The organism is Enterobacter cloacae complex sp. ESBL7 (genome assembly GCF_041679625.1).
Lineage (GTDB): Bacteria > Pseudomonadota > Gammaproteobacteria > Enterobacterales > Enterobacteriaceae > Enterobacter > Enterobacter asburiae_B.
Map to the genome: position 1 here is coordinate 131,550 of NZ_JBGORN010000005.1, position 21,424 is coordinate 152,973.

22 protein-coding genes are annotated in these 21,424 nt (G+C 56.6%); 8 read left to right on the forward strand and 14 right to left on the reverse strand.

The features are described 5' to 3' along the window. The first annotated feature begins 1 nt into the window (after position 1). Positions 2-619 (forward strand): 4'-phosphopantetheinyl transferase AcpT, encoded by a 618-nt coding sequence (gene acpT / locus ACERY3_RS17930; RefSeq protein ID WP_048981452.1) that lies wholly within the window; start codon positions 2-4, stop codon positions 617-619. Here the strand turns inward: acpT and arnF are convergent. The 8 genes from arnF to ACERY3_RS17970 form a co-directional block, all read right to left on the reverse strand. Continuing rightward, positions 567-956 carry a 4-amino-4-deoxy-L-arabinose-phosphoundecaprenol flippase subunit ArnF gene (gene arnF / locus ACERY3_RS17935; RefSeq protein WP_047059881.1) on the reverse strand — a complete coding sequence of 130 codons (390 nt, stop codon included), beginning with the start codon at positions 954-956 and terminating at the stop codon, positions 567-569. The genes acpT and arnF overlap by 53 nt on opposite strands. After that, a complete protein-coding gene (arnE, locus tag ACERY3_RS17940; protein ID WP_039263049.1) occupies positions 953-1,288 on the reverse strand; it encodes a 4-amino-4-deoxy-L-arabinose-phosphoundecaprenol flippase subunit ArnE in 336 nt (111 codons plus the stop codon). The genes arnF and arnE overlap by 4 nt, the downstream gene beginning before the upstream one ends. Then, the gene (gene arnT, locus ACERY3_RS17945; RefSeq protein ID WP_373226186.1) at positions 1,288-2,943 is read right to left on the reverse strand and encodes a lipid IV(A) 4-amino-4-deoxy-L-arabinosyltransferase; all 1,656 of its coding nucleotides are present in this window, start codon (positions 2,941-2,943) and stop codon (positions 1,288-1,290) included. The genes arnE and arnT overlap by 1 nt, the downstream gene beginning before the upstream one ends. After that, entirely contained in the window at positions 2,940-3,842 is a 903-nt protein-coding gene (gene arnD, locus ACERY3_RS17950; protein ID WP_094934867.1) for a 4-deoxy-4-formamido-L-arabinose-phosphoundecaprenol deformylase, read from the reverse strand. Before arnD ends, arnT begins: the two co-directional genes overlap by 4 nt. Further along, on the reverse strand, positions 3,839-5,821 hold the full coding sequence (gene arnA, locus ACERY3_RS17955; protein WP_373226187.1) for a bifunctional UDP-4-amino-4-deoxy-L-arabinose formyltransferase/UDP-glucuronic acid oxidase ArnA: 1,983 nt from the start codon (positions 5,819-5,821) through the stop codon (positions 3,839-3,841). Before arnA ends, arnD begins: the two co-directional genes overlap by 4 nt. Next, on the reverse strand, positions 5,818-6,801 hold the full coding sequence (gene arnC / locus ACERY3_RS17960; protein ID WP_058842009.1) for an undecaprenyl-phosphate 4-deoxy-4-formamido-L-arabinose transferase: 984 nt from the start codon (positions 6,799-6,801) through the stop codon (positions 5,818-5,820). Before arnC ends, arnA begins: the two co-directional genes overlap by 4 nt. 1 nt (position 6,802) lies before the next feature. Then, positions 6,803-7,942: a UDP-4-amino-4-deoxy-L-arabinose aminotransferase gene (gene arnB / locus ACERY3_RS17965; RefSeq protein WP_039263045.1), complete on the reverse strand. Its 1,140-nt coding sequence runs from the start codon at positions 7,940-7,942 to the stop codon at positions 6,803-6,805. Positions 7,943-8,269: 327 nt separating this feature from the next. Then, a complete protein-coding gene (locus ACERY3_RS17970) occupies positions 8,270-8,773 on the reverse strand; it encodes a phenolic acid decarboxylase (protein ID WP_058842010.1) in 504 nt (167 codons plus the stop codon). A gap of 99 nt (positions 8,774-8,872) precedes the next feature. On the opposite strand from ACERY3_RS17970, the gene ACERY3_RS17975 reads away from it, so the two are divergent. Continuing rightward, on the forward strand, positions 8,873-9,754 hold the full coding sequence (locus ACERY3_RS17975; RefSeq protein WP_033146854.1) for a LysR family transcriptional regulator: 882 nt from the start codon (positions 8,873-8,875) through the stop codon (positions 9,752-9,754). 32 nt (positions 9,755-9,786) lie between these two features. After that, a complete protein-coding gene (locus tag ACERY3_RS17980) occupies positions 9,787-10,581 on the forward strand; it encodes an SDR family NAD(P)-dependent oxidoreductase (protein WP_045403298.1) in 795 nt (264 codons plus the stop codon). A gap of 5 nt (positions 10,582-10,586) precedes the next feature. On the opposite strand, the gene ACERY3_RS17985 is transcribed toward ACERY3_RS17980, so the two are convergent. Next, entirely contained in the window at positions 10,587-11,114 is a 528-nt protein-coding gene (locus ACERY3_RS17985) for an NlpC/P60 family protein (protein WP_032667969.1), read from the reverse strand. Between the two features lie 239 nt (positions 11,115-11,353). Here ACERY3_RS17985 and ACERY3_RS17990 point away from each other — a divergent pair, with 239 nt between their 5' ends. Beyond that, complete coding sequence (locus tag ACERY3_RS17990; protein WP_014885577.1) at positions 11,354-12,016, forward strand: HAD family hydrolase; 663 nt, start codon at positions 11,354-11,356, stop codon at positions 12,014-12,016. Positions 12,017-12,076: 60 nt separating this feature from the next. Here ACERY3_RS17990 and ACERY3_RS17995 read toward each other — a convergent pair whose 3' ends face one another. Beyond that, a complete protein-coding gene (locus ACERY3_RS17995) occupies positions 12,077-13,102 on the reverse strand; it encodes a TerC/Alx family metal homeostasis membrane protein (protein WP_024908851.1) in 1,026 nt (341 codons plus the stop codon). A 166-nt stretch (positions 13,103-13,268) separates the two neighbouring features. Next, positions 13,269-13,667 carry a potassium channel family protein gene (locus tag ACERY3_RS18000; RefSeq protein WP_023309546.1) on the reverse strand — a complete coding sequence of 133 codons (399 nt, stop codon included), beginning with the start codon at positions 13,665-13,667 and terminating at the stop codon, positions 13,269-13,271. Between the two features lie 317 nt (positions 13,668-13,984). Between ACERY3_RS18000 and ACERY3_RS18005 the strand changes: the two genes are divergently transcribed. Beyond that, positions 13,985-15,319 (forward strand): MFS transporter, encoded by a 1,335-nt coding sequence (locus ACERY3_RS18005; protein WP_373226188.1) that lies wholly within the window; start codon positions 13,985-13,987, stop codon positions 15,317-15,319. A 37-nt stretch (positions 15,320-15,356) separates the two neighbouring features. On the opposite strand, the gene ACERY3_RS18010 is transcribed toward ACERY3_RS18005, so the two are convergent. Then, complete coding sequence (locus tag ACERY3_RS18010) at positions 15,357-16,094, reverse strand: IclR family transcriptional regulator (RefSeq protein WP_182071620.1); 738 nt, start codon at positions 16,092-16,094, stop codon at positions 15,357-15,359. 169 nt (positions 16,095-16,263) lie between these two features. Between ACERY3_RS18010 and ACERY3_RS18015 the strand changes: the two genes are divergently transcribed. Together ACERY3_RS18015 and ACERY3_RS18020 are read left to right on the forward strand one after the other, a co-directional pair. Next, positions 16,264-16,956 (forward strand): RraA family protein, encoded by a 693-nt coding sequence (locus tag ACERY3_RS18015; protein ID WP_373226189.1) that lies wholly within the window; start codon positions 16,264-16,266, stop codon positions 16,954-16,956. Continuing rightward, positions 16,956-17,894: an NAD(P)-dependent oxidoreductase gene (locus tag ACERY3_RS18020; RefSeq protein WP_373226201.1), complete on the forward strand. Its 939-nt coding sequence runs from the start codon at positions 16,956-16,958 to the stop codon at positions 17,892-17,894. Before ACERY3_RS18015 ends, ACERY3_RS18020 begins: the two co-directional genes overlap by 1 nt. Positions 17,895-17,926: 32 nt before the next feature. On the opposite strand, the gene ACERY3_RS18025 is transcribed toward ACERY3_RS18020, so the two are convergent. Further along, entirely contained in the window at positions 17,927-19,123 is a 1,197-nt protein-coding gene (locus tag ACERY3_RS18025) for an NAD(P)/FAD-dependent oxidoreductase (protein ID WP_029740248.1), read from the reverse strand. A gap of 228 nt (positions 19,124-19,351) precedes the next feature. Here ACERY3_RS18025 and pitA point away from each other — a divergent pair, with 228 nt between their 5' ends. Continuing rightward, positions 19,352-20,851 carry an inorganic phosphate transporter PitA gene (gene pitA / locus ACERY3_RS18030; protein ID WP_373226191.1) on the forward strand — a complete coding sequence of 500 codons (1,500 nt, stop codon included), beginning with the start codon at positions 19,352-19,354 and terminating at the stop codon, positions 20,849-20,851. Positions 20,852-20,905: 54 nt separating this feature from the next. Here pitA and uspB read toward each other — a convergent pair whose 3' ends face one another. Further along, positions 20,906-21,241 (reverse strand): universal stress protein UspB, encoded by a 336-nt coding sequence (gene uspB, locus ACERY3_RS18035; RefSeq protein WP_003861224.1) that lies wholly within the window; start codon positions 21,239-21,241, stop codon positions 20,906-20,908. Positions 21,242-21,424: the final 183 nt, after the last annotated feature.

Below are 21,424 nucleotides of genomic sequence, written 5' to 3' on the forward strand. Positions count from 1 at the left end.
TATGTACCAGTTTGTACTGGGAAAAATCTCCACCCTTTGCGCGGACCCGCTGGCGTCAGCGCTCGCAGACAGGGCGCCTCAGGGTGCCCGACAGGCCTCCTGGCTGGCCGGGAGAACGCTGCTCGCCAGAACGTTATCCCCTCGCCCGCTCCCCGACATCATTTACGGCGAGCAGGGCAAACCGGCCTTTGCGAAGGGTCATCCGCTGTGGTTCAACCTGAGCCACAGCGGTGACGATATCGCCCTGCTGATGAGCGATGAAGGTGAAGTCGGCTGCGATATCGAAGTGATTCGCCCGAGGAAGAACTGGCAGGCGCTGGCTAATGCGGTATTCAGCATGACGGAGCATGACGAGCTGGAGCGTGAAGCGCCCGAGGAACGGCTTTCCGCCTTCTGGCGTATCTGGACGCGGAAAGAAGCGATTGTGAAACAGCGTGGCGGCAGCGCCTGGCAGATTGTCAGCATCGACAGCACGGCGCAGACGCACGCGGTCAGCCAGCTACAGGTAGGCTCGCTGAGCCTTGCCGTCTGCACATCGACCCCTTACACCCTGACCCACGAGTCGATTATTCACGTTGGGACGTTCGGGGCAGAAAAATCACTAACACACCCAGAATAATAAACCCGACGCCCACCAGCCCGTGCCAGGAGAAGCGTTCTCCCCAGCCGGGCAGCAGGATCGCGGCGGCCCACACCAGAATATAGCTGAGGCTCAGCAGGGCATAGGCTTTGCTGAGCGCCATGCGATGCAGCGCCAGATACCAGCAGCCCATCGAGGCCACGTACCCCGTCAACCCCAGCAGCAGCGCGCCCGTGCCGGATGAGAAGTGCCACAGCGCGGAAACAAACGCCAGGATCTCACTGACCGGTGGCAATGCCTGCATGGCATTGCGCAGCAACAGCTGCGCCGCGCTGACTAACAGCACGCTGCATAAGGCCCAGAACGCTCCTTTCACAGGCTCCCTCCCAGGATAACAATCCCAATAATGATGAACCCTACCCCCAGCCAGTGATGCGCAGCAACGTGCTCACGCCAGAACGCCTTCGCCGCCAGCGTCACCCAGACAAAATTGAGGCTCAGCATAGGATACGCAATGCCGACAGGCAGGCGTTGCAGCACCACCAGCCAGACCAGCATCCCGCTGCCCAGCGCCAGCAGTGCCAGGCCAAGCCACAGCGCAATGTGCGCCCCACGCCGCCCGGCTTTCGCCGGACGGGTGGCCTGTTTCTGGCACAGCTGCCCCGCGCAGCTGAGCAGGCTTGCCAGTATCAGCCAGATCCAGGTCATCACTTCGGCAGGTACTCCAGTAAGGCCAGACGCCCCTGGATATAGAGATTGTCCGGCTGCGGTAAATTCGCCCGTGAAATATCGTCGCGTTTTGACAGCAGCATCACCAGCGATACGCGCCCCTGCTGACGATGCGCTGCCAGCCACTGCGCGAAGTCGTCCTCACTGACAAAACGATCTTTCACATCGGGATAATCCAGCCCGTAGCGCAGTTCGCCGCTCTGACCAAACAGCGTGATGTCATTACGCTTCAGCTCCCACGCCAGGCCCGCGGCCACGCCCACGTTATTGGCCAGCACGAATCGGCTTTCCTGAAGCGGCTCGCGCACGGTAACGACCAGCGACTGCGGCTGTTTGGAATCCACCACCAGGTTAGGAATGGCAAAACCAATCAGCAGCGCCAGCCCTGCGGGGCACAGTGCCGCCAGCCACCAGCGCTGCTGGCTCTGTCTGAAGGTAAACCAGCCTACCGCGGCCCAGATGAGGAACGCCACCACCGCACAGAAGACTTTATACAGTTCGACCGACGTCCAGACCGGGTGCTTAGACAGCCCCCAGGGCGAGACCACCAGCGCCGCCGCCACGCCGATAACGCCAAACGCCAGGTTAATCCCGCCGTTAATGCGTAACGCTCTGGCACCTTTTTCCGCCGCGAGGCAGGCATAGCGCGCCATCAGGATCGCCAGCGGGGCAAAGCACGGCAGGATATAGGTCGGCAGCTTGCCTTTAGCGATGCTGAAGAACAGCAGCGGCATCACCACCCAACCCAGCAGATAGAACCCGCCACCCGCGTTTTGTCGGTCATTCCAGCCGAGACGAATCGCACCGGGCAAAAGCGCAAGCCACGGCAGGCTGCCCGCGATCAGGAACGGTATGTAGTACCAGAACGGGGCTTTGTGCTGCGCGTCGCTCTGGGCAAAACGCTGAATATGCTCAACCCAGAAGAAGTAACGCCAGAAGTCAGGCTCACGCTGCGCAATAGCCAGCCCCCATGGCAGAACAATCAGCACGCAGCTCAGGATCGCGAGCCAGCCAAAAATCAGCACCTCTTTCCAGCGCTTATGGGCGATCACCCACGGCAGCACGCCAATCACCGGTACCGCCAGCGCCAGGAAGCCTTTGGTCATCACCCCCATCCCGCAGGCCAGCCCAAGCAGCACATAGCCGCCCGCTTTTCCGGCAACGGTTTGGGCCTGTGAGGCCAGCCAGAAGCTGCACATCGCCGCCACCAGCCACAGGGTGATGATAGGATCCAGCACCGCATACGTGCCGATGCCATACACCAGGAACAGGGTCAGGAAGATAAGACCGGAGAAAATGGCGGTCCGCTTATCTCGCCAGAGACGCCAGGCCATCCAGATGACCAGCAGCGCCGCTAACCCGGTGGAGAATATAGAACCGGCGCGCACGGCGAGGTTGGTGTGCCCGAACAGCAGCTGCCCGATGCTGTTGATCCAGTAGCCAGCAATCGGTTTTTCAAAGTAACGCAGCCCCAGAAAATGCGGGACTACCCAGTCTCCGGATGCCAGCATTTCGCGGCTGATTTCCGCATAGCGCGTTTCATCAGGCTGCCAGAGCAGACGAATATCGACCGGAATGAGGTAGTAAACGATAAACAGTGCGAGAAGCGCTAAGCCATAACGGGCTGTTTTCATGGGACCGGACTCACGGTTTGTTGATAGCCAAGCCAGCCTTCCCGGCCAGCCATTTCATTACGGACGACTTTGCCCACGGGCAGGGTGCTGAGATCGTCCGGCAGCAGCTCGCTCAACGGACAAAATTCAATGCCCTCCTGAGCGGCCATCGTCAGCAGTTCATCGAAATCATGCTGATACGCAATCCCTTCCACTTCGGCATGGATGGTATACACCGGCGTACCGGCGTCACGATGGATGCGGTCCAGAATGTAGCGATTGAACTCATCCGCCTTCACCTCGCGCCCGACCACTTCATCCCAGGTGGGAAGCGTAACCGGAATTTGCACCGTTCCGTAGCGATTTTCACCTAACAGCGGCAAAAAGGGTCCGGTTCCGCGGCAGTCGCTGTTGTAGCGAAACGCAAAGGCTTCTTTGGCCTTCACGACGCGCTGATCCGCACGCCATCCCGCCACGGCGGAGCAGCGCACGGGCTGACCGGTAATGGCCTCCAGCTCCAGCATCCCACGCTCGACCTCACGGGACAGGCGCGGGATATCCCAGACGCCCGCCCAGGCTTGCCAGGCATGGTGGTCCCAGGCGTGCAGACCCACCTCATGATGCTGCGCCGCCTCACGGATAACGGCTTCATTACCCGCGCCGATACGTCTGCCGGGCCAGGCGGTGCCGGCCAGCAAAATATCCCAGCCGTAGAGGGATGCTGCGCGCGAGCGCAGCATTTTGAACAGAAATGCCGGTTTAATCAGACGCCATAAATGGCGTCCCATGTTGTCAGGCCCCACGCTGAAGAAAATACTGGAACGCACACCGTGCTTGTTCAGCAGTTCCAGCAGTTTGGGTACGCCGTCACGCGTTCCCCTGAAGGTGTCGACATCAATGCGTAAACCGACTTTTTTCATGAGGCCTGTTCCGACAGCTCCACGGTGCGCAGGAAGAAATCGAGCGTTTCGTCAATGGTCTGCTCCATCTTCACCGTCGGCGTCCAGTTCAGGCAGCGCTTCGCGTTGCGAATGCTTGGCTTACGGTGCTCAACGTCCTGGTAGCCCTTACCATAGTAGCTGCTGCTTTCCACTTCGCGGAAACCGGCAAACGGCGGGAACTTGTCGCGAAGCGGATGGCGCTCAAAGCTGGCCAGCAGCATCTCTGCCAGCTCGCGAATGCTCGCTTCGTTTTCCGGGTTACCGATGTTGATGATTTCACCGTTGCAGCGGTTATCTTTGTTTTCGATGATGCGGAACAGCGCTTCAATACCGTCGCTGATGTCCGTAAAGCAGCGTTTCTGTTTCCCGCCTTCGATAAGCTTAATTGGCGAGCCTTCCACCAGGTTCAGGATCAGCTGGGTGATCGCACGGGAACTGCCGATACGCGCCGCGTTGAGGTTATCCAGACGCGGGCCCATCCAGTTGAACGGACGGAACAGGGTAAAGCGCAGGCCTTCTTTCTCACCGTAGGCCCAAATCACGCGGTCCAGCAGCTGTTTGGAGACGGAATAAATCCAGCGCTGTTTGTTGATCGGCCCGACCACCAGGTTGGAGGTGTCTTCATCGAAGTTCTTATCGGTACACATGCCGTACACTTCAGACGTGGACGGGAAGATGATGCGCTTGTCGTATTTCACGCAGTCGCGGATGATCTTCAGGTTCTCTTCGAAGTCCAGCTCGAACACGCGCAGCGGGTTACGGGTGTACTCAATCGGAGTGGCAATGGCGACCAGCGGCAGCACCACGTCGCATTTTTTAATGTGGTATTCAATCCATTCGGAATGGATGCTGATATCCCCTTCCACGAAGTGGAAACGCGGGTTATCGAGGAAACGGCTGATGGCGTCAGAGCCGATATCCAGACCGTAGATTTCGTAGTTATCGTCTTTGAGCAGACGTTCCGTCAGGTGGTTACCGATAAAGCCGTTCACGCCGAGGATCAGCACGCGGGTACGGCGCTTGATGGCAACCACCGGCGCGCTTGTAATCAGCGCTCCGGCCACCAGACCCAGAGACTGTGCCAGCTGCGTGCCCTGCACGTACAGGCCGTTGTCGGTTTGTCCGGTGACGATCTCCAGCGCCTGCTCGCCGCAGCTTACAATCAGCGGAGAGACAGAGACGACGGTGCCCGGTTTGGCGGCAGGGATGTCGTCACGCACGCGGGATTTCCAGACGATAAATTTGCTTACGCCCGCAAAGCTGTACGCGCCCGGCCACGGGTCGGTCACGGCACGCACCAGGTTGTGCAGCTGGCGGGCGGGCTTGTTCCAGTCCAGACGACCATCTTCCGGCGCGCGGCGACCAAAGCAGCTTGCCTTGCTCTCATCCTGCGCGGTCTCGCTGAAGGTGCCGTTGAGAATACCTGGAAGTGCATCACGCAGCAGCGTCTGTGCCGACGCATTCAGCTTTTGATGCAGCTGCAGCGCAGTTTCGTCCGCATCAATAGCGACCTTCTGCTGTGCCACGATAGCGCCCGCGTCCGCACGGCGCACCATGCGGTGCAGCGTCACGCCCGTTTCCGTTTCACCGTTCACCAACACCCAGTTCAGCGGCGCGCGGCCACGGTAGGCGGGCAGCAGAGAACCATGAAGATTAAAGGCGCCTTTTGCGGCCAGGCCTAAGATCTCGTCGGAAAGCAGGTTGCGATAGTAGAACGAGAAGATTACGTCAGGCGCGAGCGCGCGGATGCGCTCCACCCACAGCGGATGGTTTACATCGTCCGGTGCATAAACCGGGATCCCGCGCTCGGCGGCGATACGCGCCACGGAGCCAAAAAAGTTATTCTCTCCGGCCGTGTCCGGATGGGTAAAGATTGCCGCAATGTCATAGCCCGCTTCCAGCAGGGCCAGCGTGCCCGTGCACCCCATATCGTGATAGGCAAATACAACAGCTTTCATGGGTGAATTTCCTCTTGAGATGCTTTGTGTTCCTGACGGACAACACGTTGAATAAAGTAGCGCGGACGCGCGCGAACATCGTTATAGATACGGCCAATGTATTCACCGAGAAGGCCCATCCCGACAAACTGGGCGCCGATGAACATAAACAGCACGGCAAAGAGCATGAAGACCCCTTCCGCCGCCCACTGCGGGCCAAAGACCAGGCGCAGCACCACCAGCAGAACGGACAGCGCAAACCCGGCCACGGCGATGATGCTGCCGAACACGCTCAGCAGACGCAGCGGCGTGGTGGTCAGGCAGGTGATGAGGTCATACATCAGGTTGATGAGACGCATAAAGCTGTACTTCGATTCCCCGTGCTCGCGCTCGGCGTGCAGAACCGGAATCTCCGTTGCCTTGCGGGCAAAGGTGTTGGCAAGGATCGGAATAAAGGTGCTGCGCTCATGGCAGTGCAGCATCGCGTCGACAATATGGCGGCGGTAGGCGCGCAGCATGCAGCCGTAATCGCCCATCGCTTTACCGGTCGTGCGCTGGATAAGACGGTTGATGGTGCGTGAGGCCAGCTTGCGGAACAGACTGTCCTGACGGTTCTGACGTACCGTGCCGACCACGTCATAGCCTTCATCGGCTTTGGCGACCAGGCGCGGGATCTCTTCCGGCGGGTTTTGCAGGTCAGCGTCCAGGGTGATGACCAGATCGCCCGTGACGTGGCTAAACCCCGCCATAATCGCCGAGTGCTGGCCGTAGTTGCGGTTGAGCAGCACGGCAACAATATGGCTGCCTTTGGCCTGCGCGGCCTCTGTCAGCATCAGCGCGGAATTATCGCTACTGCCGTCATCTACCAGCAGAATTTCGTAAGCCTTGCCCATCGTGTCGCAGGCGGCGGTTGTACGACGGATCAGTTCGGGCAGGCTCTCCTGCTCGTTATAAACCGGGATTACCACGGAAACTTTTTGTACAGGCGGTGCACTGAACATATCAATGTCCTGCAAGCTGATGGAGTGCGGTAATGACGCGGGTTGTGTCGTCATGAGTCATATCCGGGAAAAGAGGGAGAGAACAAATACGCGCGCTATTCCATTCAGAATTCGGGAGCGATACATCAGGAAAACGCTCGCGGTAGTATTTTTGGGTGTGCGCCGCGCGGAAGTGGAGGCCGGTACCGATGCCTTTCTCTTTCAGCGCCGCCATCAGGTTGTCGCGGGAAATTCCGCAGCGCGCTTCGTCAACGCGAATAATAAACAGGTGCCAGGCGTGCACGTGCGGCCATGACGGAATGGTGAGCGGCTGGAACGGCGTATCGGCAAGCTCACGCAGGTAGCGTTCAGCAATTTCCTGGCGGCGCCTGTTGGCCTCTTTCAGCTTGCCTAACTGCACCAGCGCCAGCGCGGCGTTGATATCCGCCAGGTTGTATTTATAGCCCGGCGCGATCACTTCCGCCTGCGGCGCGCGGCCGTGCGTCTGGCGGTCATAGGCATCTACGCCCAGGCCATGGAATTTCAGGCTGCGGATCCGCTGTGCCAGCTGGGCATTATCCGTGACGACTAAGCCGCCTTCCGCGCAGGTCATATTTTTAATGGCGTGGAAGGAAAAAATCGCCGTTCCTTTCCAGCCCACATGACGGTTCTTGTAGTAGGTTCCGGCGGCATGGGCCGCATCTTCAATAACCGGAATACCGTGACGTTCACCGATGGCATGAATGGCGTCGATTTCACACGGCGCGCCGGCATAATGAACGGGAATAATGGCTTTGGTACGCGGGGTAATGGCGGCTTCAACGGCTTCTGGCGTCACCATTAATGTATCTTTGTCCACATCAATCATGACCGGCGTGGCACCCAGCAACACGATCATATTCAGCGTGGATACCCAGGTCTGGGAAGGGGTAATGACTTCATCGCCCGGGCCAATATCCAGCGCCATCAGCGTGACGTGCATACCCGCGGTGGCTGAACAGACGGCAATCGCATGCTGATTCCCGGTAAGCTGACAGAATGCCTCTTCAAGTTCCTGATTCTTAGGCCCAGTGGTGATCCAGCCAGAGGTTAAAACCTCCTGCAACGCCGCTAATTCCTCATGACCCATTGACGGGCGGGAAAAAGGCAAAAAATCACTCATCATTAATTTCCTTGCAATAAGAATGGCACGCGCTTGATATTAACCAATTACTTTTTCGTTTATTTCAACGAACCATAAACTCATATCAAGGTATCGTTCATTTCTTAGGGAAAAATTAAGATGTGTATTGCAGATGTAACAAAACCAATGACATTTCATTTATAAACAATGATTTATATAATTGTGAATTATTTATTTCGTGATCCAACTCAATTTTTACAAGATGCTATTTTTAAACCAAACATAAACAAACAAAAAAAATCCCGGTTATTTCTGTAAAAGAAGAAATAACCGGGAACTTTTCTTTTTAGTTAATTGTCGCGCTTATTATAAGTTATCTGGAAAGTTTTCCGGTAACTCGCTGGCCGCACAGGCGATAACGCTTTCATTATTGGCACCGCAGTCGCGCACAAAGGTGATCGTGGCAAATTCATCAATCACTTCCGTTGGATACGCCGGGCCCGCATCGCGATAGCTGTTCATCAGCGGAATATGGTCGTTCTGGAAGCAGACGGTTTTTTCCGGGTTGTTCATGACCCAGCGTGGGAAGAAGATGGTGCCGTGGAACAGCTTGTCGCCCAGGTTCACGATCAGGCTGACGTCGGTACCGGTTGGCTCGGTCCAGGAAATTTTATAGATGCTTTCCCCTACCCGCACAATGTAAGCCTGCTGATCTTTCACCCAACGGTTGGCCACGAGACCGCTGTGAATACGGTAATCAAGCGTGGTCTCATTTTTTACGTAAATCTCGTAGTTCCAGCCGTTATCGTAGGTATATACAAGATGTTTACCAACAAAGCCGCTTAAGTCGTGTTTGTCGAAGGTGTTCATAAGATGTCTCCTTTGTTTTGATGAGACGATCGTACCCCTTCAAAAAATGAATGAATAACGCTATTTTTTAATCAAATTCATCCAAATTTTAGATAAATTATGCATAAGACGACGCTGGAACAATGGGCTTTACTGGAAAGAGTGGTGGAAGCGGGCAGCTTTGCCAAAGCCGCGGAAGAAACCCACCGCAGCCAGTCCTCGGTGAGCTATAACCTGTCGCTGCTGCAGGAGCGGCTCGGCGTGGCGCTGCTGGTCCCGGAGGGGCGACGGGCGGTGTTAACTCCGGCCGGAGAACTTCTTCTCAACCAGGTTAAACCGCTGCTGAAAGCGTTTTCGTACGTTGAGACGCGCGCAGCGACACTTCGCAACGGGATGCGAACGCGGTTAGATCTGGTGGTGGACTCCATTTTCCCGCGCCGCCGCCTGTTCGCTATTCTTCGTCAGTTCCAGCAGCAGTATCCGCAGACTCAGGTACGTCTGACCGAGGTGCTGGAAAATACCCGCGCCGATGCCATTAACGACGAAGCCGATGTGATGGTCTTAACCCGCCGCCAGGACATTACCGGGCTCGGAGAATGGCTGATGAATATCGACTTTGTTGCTGTGGCCCATTCCCGGCACCCCTTGTTTCTCCTCGACGCGCCGCTAAATGATGAGATGCTGCGCCCGTGGCCGCTCATCCAGATTGCGGACAGCCAGCCCGCCGCGCGTGCTGCCGGCGAGTCGTGGACCTTCTCCACCATCGATGCCGCGATTGAAGCCGTTGTCTCTCAGGTCGGCTACGGCTGGCTGCCAGAGGAACGCATCCAGACCCAGCTGGATCAGGGCGTACTCAAACGCCTGCCGCTGAGCCACGGCGCGCGCAGGGCAACGCCGCTTCACCTGATTGTTAAACGTTCCCTCGCCCCGCTTGATGAACAGGTTGAGACGCTGTTGCGCCTTTTTAGCCAGGAGCCGTCATCCTCACCTGCTACGCTTTAAGGTCCGAACGTTAAAACGAGAAGGAGCAAATGATGAAAATCGACTTTGCGGGGAAAGTGGCGCTGGTGACCGCCTCAACCGGCGGGATCGGGTTCGCCATTGCCAGAGGCCTGGCAGAAAGCGGTGCGGAAGTGATCGTCAATGGCCGCAGCACGGAATCGGTGAATAAAGGCATTCAGCAGCTCCAGCAGGTGGTGCCGGGCGTACAGGTCCGTGCCGCGATTGCCGATCTCAGCACGGCGGAAGGGGTCGAGTCGCTTCTGAAGGTGGCGAATAACGTCGATATTCTGGTCAACAACGCCGGGATTTACGGCCCGCAGGATTTCTATGCCACCGACGATGAGACCTGGGAGCGTTACTGGCAGACCAACGTGATGTCCGGCGTGCGTCTGTCCCGCGCCCTGCTGCCGGGTATGGTGCAGAAAGGCTGGGGACGCGTGGTGTTTATCTCGTCAGAGTCGGCCTGCAATATTCCGGCGGATATGATCCACTACGGCGTGACCAAAACGGCGCAGCTCTCGCTGGCGCGCGGTCTGGCGAAGTTTGTGGCGGGGAGCGGCGTGACGGTCAACAGCGTCCTGCCGGGCCCGACGATGTCTGACGGTTTCGCAGAGATGATGAAAGATGAAATCGAAAAAACCGGCAAATCGCTGGAGCAGCTGGCGAAAGAGTTTGTGATGGCCAATCGCCCCAGCTCGGTTATCCAGCGCGCGGCCACGGTTGAAGAGGTGGCCAATATGGTGATTTATGTCTGTTCGACCCAGGCCTCCGCCACCTCGGGCGCGGCGCTGCGCGTCGACGGTGGCGTCGTGGATGACATCATCTGACGCTGTCAGGCCGCGCTGCCTGCGATGCGACGGGCGGTAATGTAGTGTGCCTGCCAGTAATCATCCGTCAGGGTTGAAACCGTTACGCCCTGACTGGTTGAGGCATGAATAAACTGGTTTTCACCAATATAAACGCCAACGTGCTTGCGGTTCGGGCCCGTCTGGAAGAAGACCAGATCGCCGGCTCTCAGGCGGTATTGCGCCACCTGCACGCCGCGATGGATCTGTTCACTCGTTGTGCGCGGCAAATTAAGATGCGCCGCATCGGTGAACAGGTGCTGCATCAGTGCGGAGCAATCCACCCCGCGATGCGTGGTTCCGCCCCACCGGTACTGGGTGCCTTTCCATTTCTGGTATTGATCGAGAATACGCGAGCGCAGCGGACCTGTTTCCTGATGCACCAGCGCAGATTTCGCCGGTGATGCCGCCAGCTCGCTGTTCATCGATAACATCGACGCTGGAAGTTGAAAGCTGAACGCAGAAAACGAAGCAAAACTTAACGTGAGGATTGAAATAAGCGATCTAAGAGTCATATCAAGAAAGAAGTAGTGAGTGAGTTTTTCCTTACCTGTGGGGGCCAATGGTTCCCCTAAATATCTTGCGATGTGGCGATAATATAGACAGCTCGTTTTTTCACCAATTGTTATCGAGGCCAAAAATGGACTCACTTTGAGATCGCAAGATCGAGAAAAAAAGAGTGGTGATATAAGGACTGTCCAGCTAAAGCAGGTAAACTGATCCGCAGAATGTGTATTTCAGCTAAGACGTATTTATGACCAATATGATTGCCGACGAGACGGTGGCTAAATCCAGCGTGCTCTCTGTCTTCGACTTTGACGGGACATTAACGCACCACGACAGCTTTATCCCTTTCCTGCGTTTTGCCTTCGGCAAACGTTACTTCGCGGGCCGCCTGGTGCGCATGGCGCTGCCCACGCTCCACTGCGTGCGTCGCAAGCTGACGCGCGATGAGCTGAAGGAAGTGCTGATTAAAACGTTCCTGACGGGCGTGGATGAACACTGGCTGCGCCAGCAGGCGGAAGCCTTTTGCGAAAAATACTGGAACAAGCTGATGCGCCCTGAAGGGGTTCTGGCGGTGGCGGCTGAGGTAAATTCCGGTGCGGAAGTGACCATCTGTTCCGCGTCCCCGGCGCTGGTGCTCCAGCCGTGGGCTGACAAACTGGGCATTAAGCTGATTGGCACGCAGCTGGAAGTGAAAGACGGCAAGCTGACGGGGCGCATCACGGGCAATAACTGCCGCTGCGCCCAGAAGGTGGCAAGGCTGGAAAAAGTGTATGGCGATCTGAACGCCTATCACCTGCGCGCCTGGGGAGACACCCGCGGCGACCACGAACTGCTGGCGGCGGCGCAGGATCCGCACTGGCGGCACTTCCATCACCCGCGCAAGCGTCGGAATTCACCAATTAAGGGTTAGGTGCGGTCCGGTGCCCTCACCCCGGCCCTCTCCCACAGGGAGAGGGAGAAAGGCGCTACATCAGGCCTCACGTTTCCCCGGGAACATCACGCTCGCAATAATCCCCAGCGCCAGCACGCCTAATACCACAAACAGACTGGCCGTGGCGCCAATGCTGTAACCGTGATGCCAGAAGTGATCGGTGGCATTTAACCCCAGCTTGAACGCCACGAAGAACAGCAGCAGCACCACGGCTTTCTCGAGGTGCACGAGATACTGCTTCAGCGCTTCCAGCACGAAGTAAAGCGTACGCAGGCCAAGGATGGCGAACATCATGGCGCTGTAGATAATCAGCGGCTCGCGGCTCACGGCAATAATGGCCGGCACGGAGTCAAACGCGAACATGACGTCAGAGAGCTCGACGACGGCCACGCAAAGCAGCAGCGGCGTCGCATAGCGCTTCGCCTTCTTCACGCGTCCGACCATCACGTCCTGGTTTTCCGGTTTTTCAAGCTCAGCATCCACCTCTTTCTGCGTCAGAATAAAGGCGTTGCTGCTGATTTTCGGCCAGACCGGATAGAAGCGCTTCACCAGGCGATAGGCGAGATGACCCGAGTAATCCTCCACTTCGTCGCTCTCTTCATTGCGCCTGAGCATCATCACCGCCGTCCAGCCGACGACCAGCGCGAAGATCACCTCAACGTACGGCCCCAGGCTGAGCAGGCTGGTGCCGATAGCCACAAAGATGCCGCGGAAGACTATCGCCCCCAGCACGCCCCAGTAGAGCACGCGGTGACGGTACTTATCCGGCACGCCGAACCAGGCGAAGATTGCCATCATCACAAACAGGTTATCGACGGAGAGCACCTCTTCCAGCGCGTAGCCGGTGAGGAACAGGCTCGCCATCTCGGCGCCGTGGTGAACATACAGGAATCCGGCGAAGGCCATCGCCATCATGACCCAGAAAATGGACCACATCGCCGCGCTTTTCAGCGAGACGGGTTTATCGTGACGGTGCATAAAGAGGTCGATAAACATCGCCCCAACGGCCATCACCACAAAGACAACAACGGTTTCCGTCGGGAAACCGAGATGAGCAGCAGACATACAACACCCTTTTGGCAGACAAAACACAACACCATGCAAACTGGCGTAAACCAGGAACAGAAAAGGGCGGGCCGTTAATTAGCCTCTTCGCCCTCAAAGTCGCGGCCTTCCGGCCACGCAAGGAGAAGTACTTTACCTTACCAGGCGGGGATCGCGCATCTGCCGTTTAGGCGCTCATGCCTCGCAAACGCTGCAGCACCGCCACCAGAACCGCCACAGACCAGCCCACCATCAACGCGCCCACCAGCCCTTCCACCCCGCCGATGAGCCGCCAGTGCTGGGGTAACGTGACATCGCCGTATCCCACGGTAGCGTAGCTGACCAGTGAAAAATAGAAGCTGGTGTTCCAGTCATTAAACGCGTCGATGACAAAATAAAACGCAGCAAACAGTCCGGCCTCAAGGAGGTGGGCGAAGATCATGGAGATCACGATACCGACATTGCGTAAAACGATGCGTACCGCCGAATCGACTTCTAATTTGATGAACTTTAAAACGCCAAACATCCACAGCGAATGGATCACCACGGTAAGGGTAAGCAAAATAATAATACTGAGTAGCTGCATGATGCGTGCTCGACCAAAAGGAATCTGGCCCCGCGAACGAGGCGGGGCACCTGGTCGAAGCTTAGTTGAATGACGAGGAAAAGTTGGTGCAATAATTGCGTTGCGTGATTATCTCCCTTGCAGCGTGCCCTCTTTGCGGCTGGTTCGACTGCTGTGAGCGATATATCTGCAGCGCACTATCTGTGAGTCACCTCTTATTTACATCATTTAAACCTTCCATTAACTGGATAAAAATAACGCGCCGTCGCTATAGTGGTTTTGTTTAATAAAACTGAGTTGTACCTAATAAAACAAAGAACAAACCCTGCGAGGACACAATGACAGAACATTTACGTAACGGCGCTACCGCCACCGAGGACATAGAAAGAGAGACGATGCGGAAGGTGATCTTGCGTATTCTCCCGTTTCTGATTGTCAGTTACCTGGTCTCCATTATCGATCGCGGGAATATCGGCATGGCTTCGCTGCAGATGAATGAGGACCTTGGCCTCAGTAAAGCCGCGTTTGGCTTCGCCAGCAGTCTTTATTTCGTGGCCTATTTTTTGTTTGAAGTACCCAGCAACCTGGCCATGCAGAAAGTCGGCGCCCGGCTGTGGATCCCGCGCATTATGATCAGCTGGGGCATCGTCTCCATGTGTATGGCCCTGGTGCAGAACACCACGTCGCTCTATATCGTCCGTTTTCTTCTCGGTGCTGCAGAGGCGGGCTTCTTCCCGGGCGTCGTGCTGTATCTGACCTGGTGGATCCCGTCCCGCTACCGCGCACGCATTATTGCGTCCTTTATGGTCGCCATCCCGCTCGCTAACTTCATCGGCTCCCCGCTTTCCGGGTTGATACTGTCACTGGATGGCTGGCTGGGTCTTCGCGGCTGGCATCTGCTGTTCATTATTGAAGGCTTGCCGGCGGTGCTGCTGGGTATTGCAGCCTGGTTTATTCTCCGGGATCGCCCTCATCAGGCGAGCTGGCTCAGCAGCGAACAGAAACAATGGCTGGAAACCACGCTGGAAACCGAGCGCAATCAGCAAAAGAGTATCGGACACCAGACGACGTGGCAGTTGCTGAAGCATCGCCAAATCTGGCTGATGGCCCTGATTTACGCGGGTGCATCTTCCGCGGGCACCACGATCAGCGTCTGGTCTCCTCAACTGCTGAAATCCTTCCATCTGGATAACCTTGAGACAGGTCTGTTTAACGCCATTCCTTACGGTCTGGCATCGGTTCTGATGATTGTATGGGGACGGAATTCCGATCGTACCAACGAACGCCGCTGGCATACCGCGCTCACGCTGTTCATGATTGCCGCCGGCGTGTTCGCCGCCTTTGTAAGCGTCTCGCTGTCTGCCACGATCGTTATCCTGAGCATTATGCTGATAGGCGCTTATTCAATGAAAGGGCCTTTCTGGGCGCTGGCGTCTGGTTGGATGAGCAGTACCTCAGCGGCGGCGGGACTGGCCGCGATTGGCGCCATCGCAAACCTGATAGGCGGGGCGGTGATGGTAAACGCGTACGGCATTATCAATGAGCGGACGGGCAGCTACACGCTGGCAATGCTTCCGCTGGCCGCGCTGTGCGTGGCCGGGGGTATCGCGGTGCTCATTATGGGGCGGCAGGCCCGCCGCGCTCAGCTACACGAAAAACAGGTCACGCATTAACGATGACAGAAGCGGGACATTTGTCCCGCTTCTGCGTTTAAAGATTTTCTTCCGCCGCGTCGCTCGTTTCACCAAAGAACTGCTGACAGAAGGGCTTGCTGGCGCCCATTTTCTGCGACAGACGGCTTGCAGCCGCCTTCATCAACTGCCCTATCTCCTTCTCACGACGATCTTCCGTCAGCCGTGAGATGGGGCCGGTCAGGGCTAACGCCGCAACCAGCTTGTCGTGAACGCCGAAGACAGGCATCGCAAACGCAGCGGTGTGGGGATCGCGCGCGCCTGACGTGTAGAATGGGAGTTCAGCTTCTCCCTCCGGTAGGCTTTCATTGAGCCCCCAATGGCGTAATACCTTACTGATGGCCGAATTATCGAGCGGGAACTGGCTGCCGGGAAGATTGCTGTGTCGCAGGCCATGCGACGCTTCAGCGCGAAACAGGCAAAGCCGCTGCCCTCCCTCCAGCACATACCAGCTGGCACTCTCCTGAGACGCCAGGGATAAGGCCTGAAGCTCTGGCTGAACCACCCGGGAAAGATGGAAAGATTGTTCATACAGCTTGCCGAGGTAAAGCAGACGTGGGCCCAGCGCATAATTGCCGTCTTCATGCCTGACGACGTAATTCATCCGTTCAAGAGAATTCATCAAGCGGTAAACCGTGGTTTTGTGATAACCCGACAGCTGTGCCAGCGCGGTCAGCGTCAGGCTCTCATCTCCAGGACGGAAGCAATCCAGTAAAGCCAGCGCTTTTTCAACCGCTACAACGCCTTCATTCCCCATCATTATCTCCTTGTTAGCCCGGCAGTGAGTGTACCTCAAATTTTGTGAGTCACTTCGTGTTTACATCACAAACGCCACCTCGGGTCTGGCTAAAAGGAAAGCAACACCGCTATAGTTGTTTTGTTCTGTACACCTGCATTGTACTCAGTAAAACAATATGGAGGCATTTATGTCCGTTACTGAAAAAAAATCGATTAATCGCCATTTCGAGCGCGTTTCTGCCGAGGACGTTCGTCGGGCTGCCGAGTATCAGGCAGCTATTCTGGCCGACGTGGCCGGTCGCCGCGGTACGCTTCATGGCCGCATCAAACCGCTGGCCCCACACATGTCCGTTGCAGGTCCGGCCATCACCGTTGAAGTCCGTCCGGGGGATAATCTGGCGATTCATGCCGCGATGGCGGTGGCGCAGCCCGGCGATGTCATGATCGTCGATGGCAAAGGCGACCTGAGCTGCGCGCTGCTTGGGGAAATCATGGCCACTCAGGCTCAGGCGAGCGGCATTGCGGGCATTATTATTGATGGCGCTGTACGTGACGCCGACACCCTGAGCAAAGGTCACTACCCCGTCTTTTCTGCCGGTTTGAACCCCTGCGGCCCGACAAAGTTAATTTCTGGCCGGGTGAATCATCCCATTTCAGTCGCCGGGGCGACGGTTCAGGCCGGGGATCTGGTTGTCGCGGATATCGACGGCGTGGTCGTTATCCCGCGCGATGAGGTTCAGGAGGTTATCGCTCTGGCAAAAGAAAAGCTGGAGATGGAGACCCGGCGTCTTGCCGCCATCCGTAAAGGCGATTTACGTCCACACTGGCTTGATGACGCGCTTCGTAAGGCAGGTATGTTGAGCGACGAGGAGACGCTGTGATGGGGGGCAAAGACGTAGTGCTGGTTACCGGAAGCGACCTGGCGGAGCAGGCCATGGTGATGTTACAGGGCTTTGAGGTAGTGTTTGCGGGCCGCCAGCCCACAGAAGATGACCTGATCGCGCTGTGTAAACGACACAATCCTGTGGCGATCCTGGTACGTTACGGCAGGATCACCGAGAAAGTTATGGATGCCGCCCCGGCTTTGCAGGTTATTTCCAAGCACGGAAGCGGGATCGATGTGATAGACCAGACGGCAGCGGCCGAGCGCAACATCGCCGTCCGGGCTGCGCCAGGCGCAAACGCGGCGGCAGTGGCTGAACATACCTGGGCGCTGATCCTCGCCTGCGCAAAGTCAGTGGTGCCTCTGGACAAGCGGCTGCGAGACGGGCACTGGGATAAGGCGACGCATAAATCCATTGAACTGGAGGGCTTAACGTTAGGGCTAATTGGGTTGGGTGCTATCGGCTCGCGCGTGGCGACTATTGGTCACGCTTTCGGCATGAAGGTGCTGGCTTACGATCCCTATGCTAAGACTATGCCTGCCCTGTGCGAACGCGCAGAAACGCTGAACGGACTTCTTTCCCGTTCCGATGTCATCTCTTTGCACTGTCCGCTGACCGATGAGAATCGGGGGATGATCAATAGCGAAACGCTCGCACACTGCAAGCGGAAAGCAATTCTGGTCAATACGGCACGCGGTGGACTGATCCACGATGAGTCGTTACTGGCGGCGCTCAGGGATGGCACGCTGCACAGCGCCGCGCTGGACAGCTTTACCCACGAGCCGCTGACCGCGCCGCACCTCTGGCAGTCCGTAGAAAACGTGGTTATTTCACCACATATTGGCGGCGTTACCGCAGCGTCATATATCAGGATGGGGACCGTGGCCGCGAGCAATATTCTTGCTGTGACAGACGTCACCACCGTCAGCTCGTAAAGCCAACCGTGACGAGTGGCTGTGCTCTTATGTCACTTGTCTTCTGCCAGCGCCTGAGCGCACGCCCAGGCACTTGCCCATGCCCACTGGAAGTTGTACCCGCCGAGCCAGCCGGTCACATCCATCACTTCGCCAATAAAATAGAGCCCCGGCACGTTGCGCGCTTCCATGGTGCGGGACGAGAGCTCATTCGTATCGACGCCACCCAGCGTGACCTCTGCGGTGCGGTAGCCTTCGGTGCCGTTTGGCTGCACGCGCCAGTTTGTCAGGGTTTCCACCAGCATCTCCTGCTCGCGGCTGTTAAGCTGCTTGAGCGACACATCCGGGATCTGCCCCAGCGCCTGCAAACATTCCACCAGACGTTTTGGCAGCTGCATTGCCAGGGTGTTTTTCAGGCTTTGATTCGGGTGCGCGGTACGCTGCTCGTTAAGGAATGCGTCGAGATCGCAATCGGGGAGCAGATTCACCGTGACAAACTCCCCCGGCTGCCAGTAGCTGGAGATTTGCAGTACCGCCGGGCCAGAAAGACCGCGATGGGTAAAGAGCAGATTTTCGCGGAACACCGTCCCGTCTTCGGCGGTAATGACCGAGGGAACGGACACGCCGGACAGCGTCTGAAGCTGTTCGAGAAGCGGTTTATGCAGCGTGAACGGCACCAGCCCGGCGCGCGTGGGCAAGACTTTCAGGCCAAACTGTTCGGCAATCTTATAGCCGAACGGGGAGGCGCCCAGCCCCGGCATCGACAGACCGCCGCTGGCGATCACCAGGCTGTCAGCGCTGACGGTTTCACCGTTCAGCTGCAGCGTATAGCCCTGGTCGTCGCGGGCGACCTCCAGCACTTCCGTGCGCAGGCGCATGACGACGCCGCCCTTCTCGCACTCGGCCACCAGCATATCGACAATCTGCTGCGCGGAGTCGTCGCAGAACAGCTGTCCCAGCGTCTTTTCATGCCACGCAATGCCGTGCTTTCCCACCAGATCGATAAAATCCCATTGGGTGTAGCGCGCCAGCGCAGATTTACAAAAATGACGGTTTTGGCTCAAATAGGCCGCGGGTTCAACATACAGATTAGTAAAGTTGCAGCGCCCGCCGCCGGACATCAGGATCTTACGGCCGGGCTTTTTACCGTTATCCAGCAGCAGCACGCGACGACCCGCCTGTCCGGCCATTGCCGCACAAAACATACCCGCCGCACCGGCGCCAATTACCACGGCATCAAACCTTTCCACGTCAAAACCCTCTTTGTTAACTGCCGCGGATTGTAAAGTTTCCTCTGTGGTCACACCAGCGTAAAAAGATATTACAAAGGCATTCCATTGAAATTTAAAGAATATCCTTTCTGGTGCTTTTCTCAAATCAGGTGGTATGTCAAAAAAAGTCTATATTTCACTTTGCCCGCCGCGCATTTGTCCTGGATAATGCGCCGCGTTCATGTCCTCAAAATGGCGTAACGTCCTATGCTACATTTGTTTGCCGGCCTGGATTTACATACCGGGCTTTTATTATTGCTTGCTCTGGTTTTTGTACTGTTTTACGAAGCGATCAACGGCTTCCACGACACTGCAAACGCAGTAGCGACGGTTATCTACACTCGCGCAATGCGATCGCAGCTTGCGGTTGTTATGGCGGCGGTATTTAACTTTTTTGGTGTTCTCCTGGGCGGGCTGAGCGTTGCGTATGCCATCGTGCATATGCTGCCAACGGATCTGCTGCTTAACGTTAGTTCTGGCCATGGCCTCGCTATGGTGTTCTCAATGCTGCTTGCTGCAATTATCTGGAACCTCGGTACCTGGTATTTTGGCCTGCCTGCATCCAGTTCTCACACCCTCATCGGCGCGATTATCGGTATCGGGTTAACCAACGCCCTGATGACCGGGACATCGGTTGTTGATGCGCTGAACCTGCCTAAAGTATTGGGCATTTTCGGCTCCCTGATCATCTCCCCTATCGTGGGTCTGGTAGTCGCGGGGGGATTGATTTTCATCCTGCGTCGCTACTGGAGTAACACGAAAAAACGTGCGCGTATCCACCTGACGCCAGCAGAGCGTGAGAAGAAAGACGGCAAGAAAAAGCCGCCGTTCTGGACGCGTATCGCCCTGATCATTTCTGCTATCGGCGTGGCCTTCTCTCACGGCGCGAACGACGGGCAGAAAGGCATTGGTCTGGTGATGCTGGTTCTGATCGGCGTCGCACCGGCAGGCTTCGTGGTGAACATGAACGCCTCGGGTTACGAAATCACCCGTACCCGCGATGCGGTCAACAACGTTGAAACCTATTTCCAGCAGCATCCTGACCTGCTGAAAAAAGCGACCGGCGTTGATCAATTGATCCCTTCTCCGGAAGCCGGTGCAACCACCTCGCCTGGCGAGTTCCACTGCCATCCGGCAAACGCGATTAACGCGCTGGAACGTGCGAAAGGCATGCTGGGCGATATCGAAAGCTACGACAAACTGGCTGTAGAACAGCGTGGTCAGCTGCGTCGTATCATGCTCTGTATCTCTGATGTGACCGATAAAGTCGCGAAGCTGCCAGAGGTGAATGGTGACGACAAACGTCTGCTGAAGAAACTGAAAAGCGATATGCTCAACACCATTGAGTACGCGCCAATCTGGATCATCATGGCCGTCGCGCTGGCGCTTGGTATCGGTACGATGATTGGCTGGCGTCGTGTGGCGACCACCATCGGCGAGAAGATCGGTAAGAAAGGCATGACCTATGCGCAGGGTATGTCCGCGCAGATGACGGCGGCAGTGTCTATCGGTCTGGCGAGCTACACCGGTATGCCGGTATCCACCACCCACGTACTCTCTTCGTCCGTGGCAGGTACCATGATTGTTGACGGTGGCGGTCTGCAGCGCAAAACCGTGACCAACATTCTGATGGCCTGGGTGTTCACCCTTCCGGCGTCCATCCTGCTGTCTGGCGGTTTGTACTGGATTTCGCTGAAGCTGATTTAATCGGTTGAAGGCGACAAAAAAGCGGGTCAGGAAACTGACCCGCTTTTTTTATGCTCAGTGCCAAATCATCAATGCAATCATACTGACTACGACCAGCCCGCACAGGGCACTGGTCAAAATGAACTGACGACGCAGGCGCTCGCAGCGACGAATAAACTCTTCATCGTGATGATCGCGGTAGCGCTGGTAGTAGATGTACCCCACCAGACGCATCTGCTTGCTGGGCTGTCCATGCGAGGTGAAGAACCCTCCACCGTCCACATACTGATAAAGCAACGGATCGCAACCACGAAGTACCACTAACAGCGCACGTAACGATGAGAAGTAGCGCGCCATATTCACTATGCAAACCACGCATAACGCCCAAAACAATGCGACGGTGCTAATCATACATCCTCCCCGGCGTCCGCCCACGAAGCAAGGCTCCTGAGCTACCGCACCCCAATGCCCTGACAGACAGTTCAGTGAAAGAATGACCAAAATCGATCCGGTTCGCGTTTTAATATCCGAACGGCTCATTTAACAGTGTAGGAGATCCGTTAATTTTTTTGCCACAAGGTTAATCGTTATCAA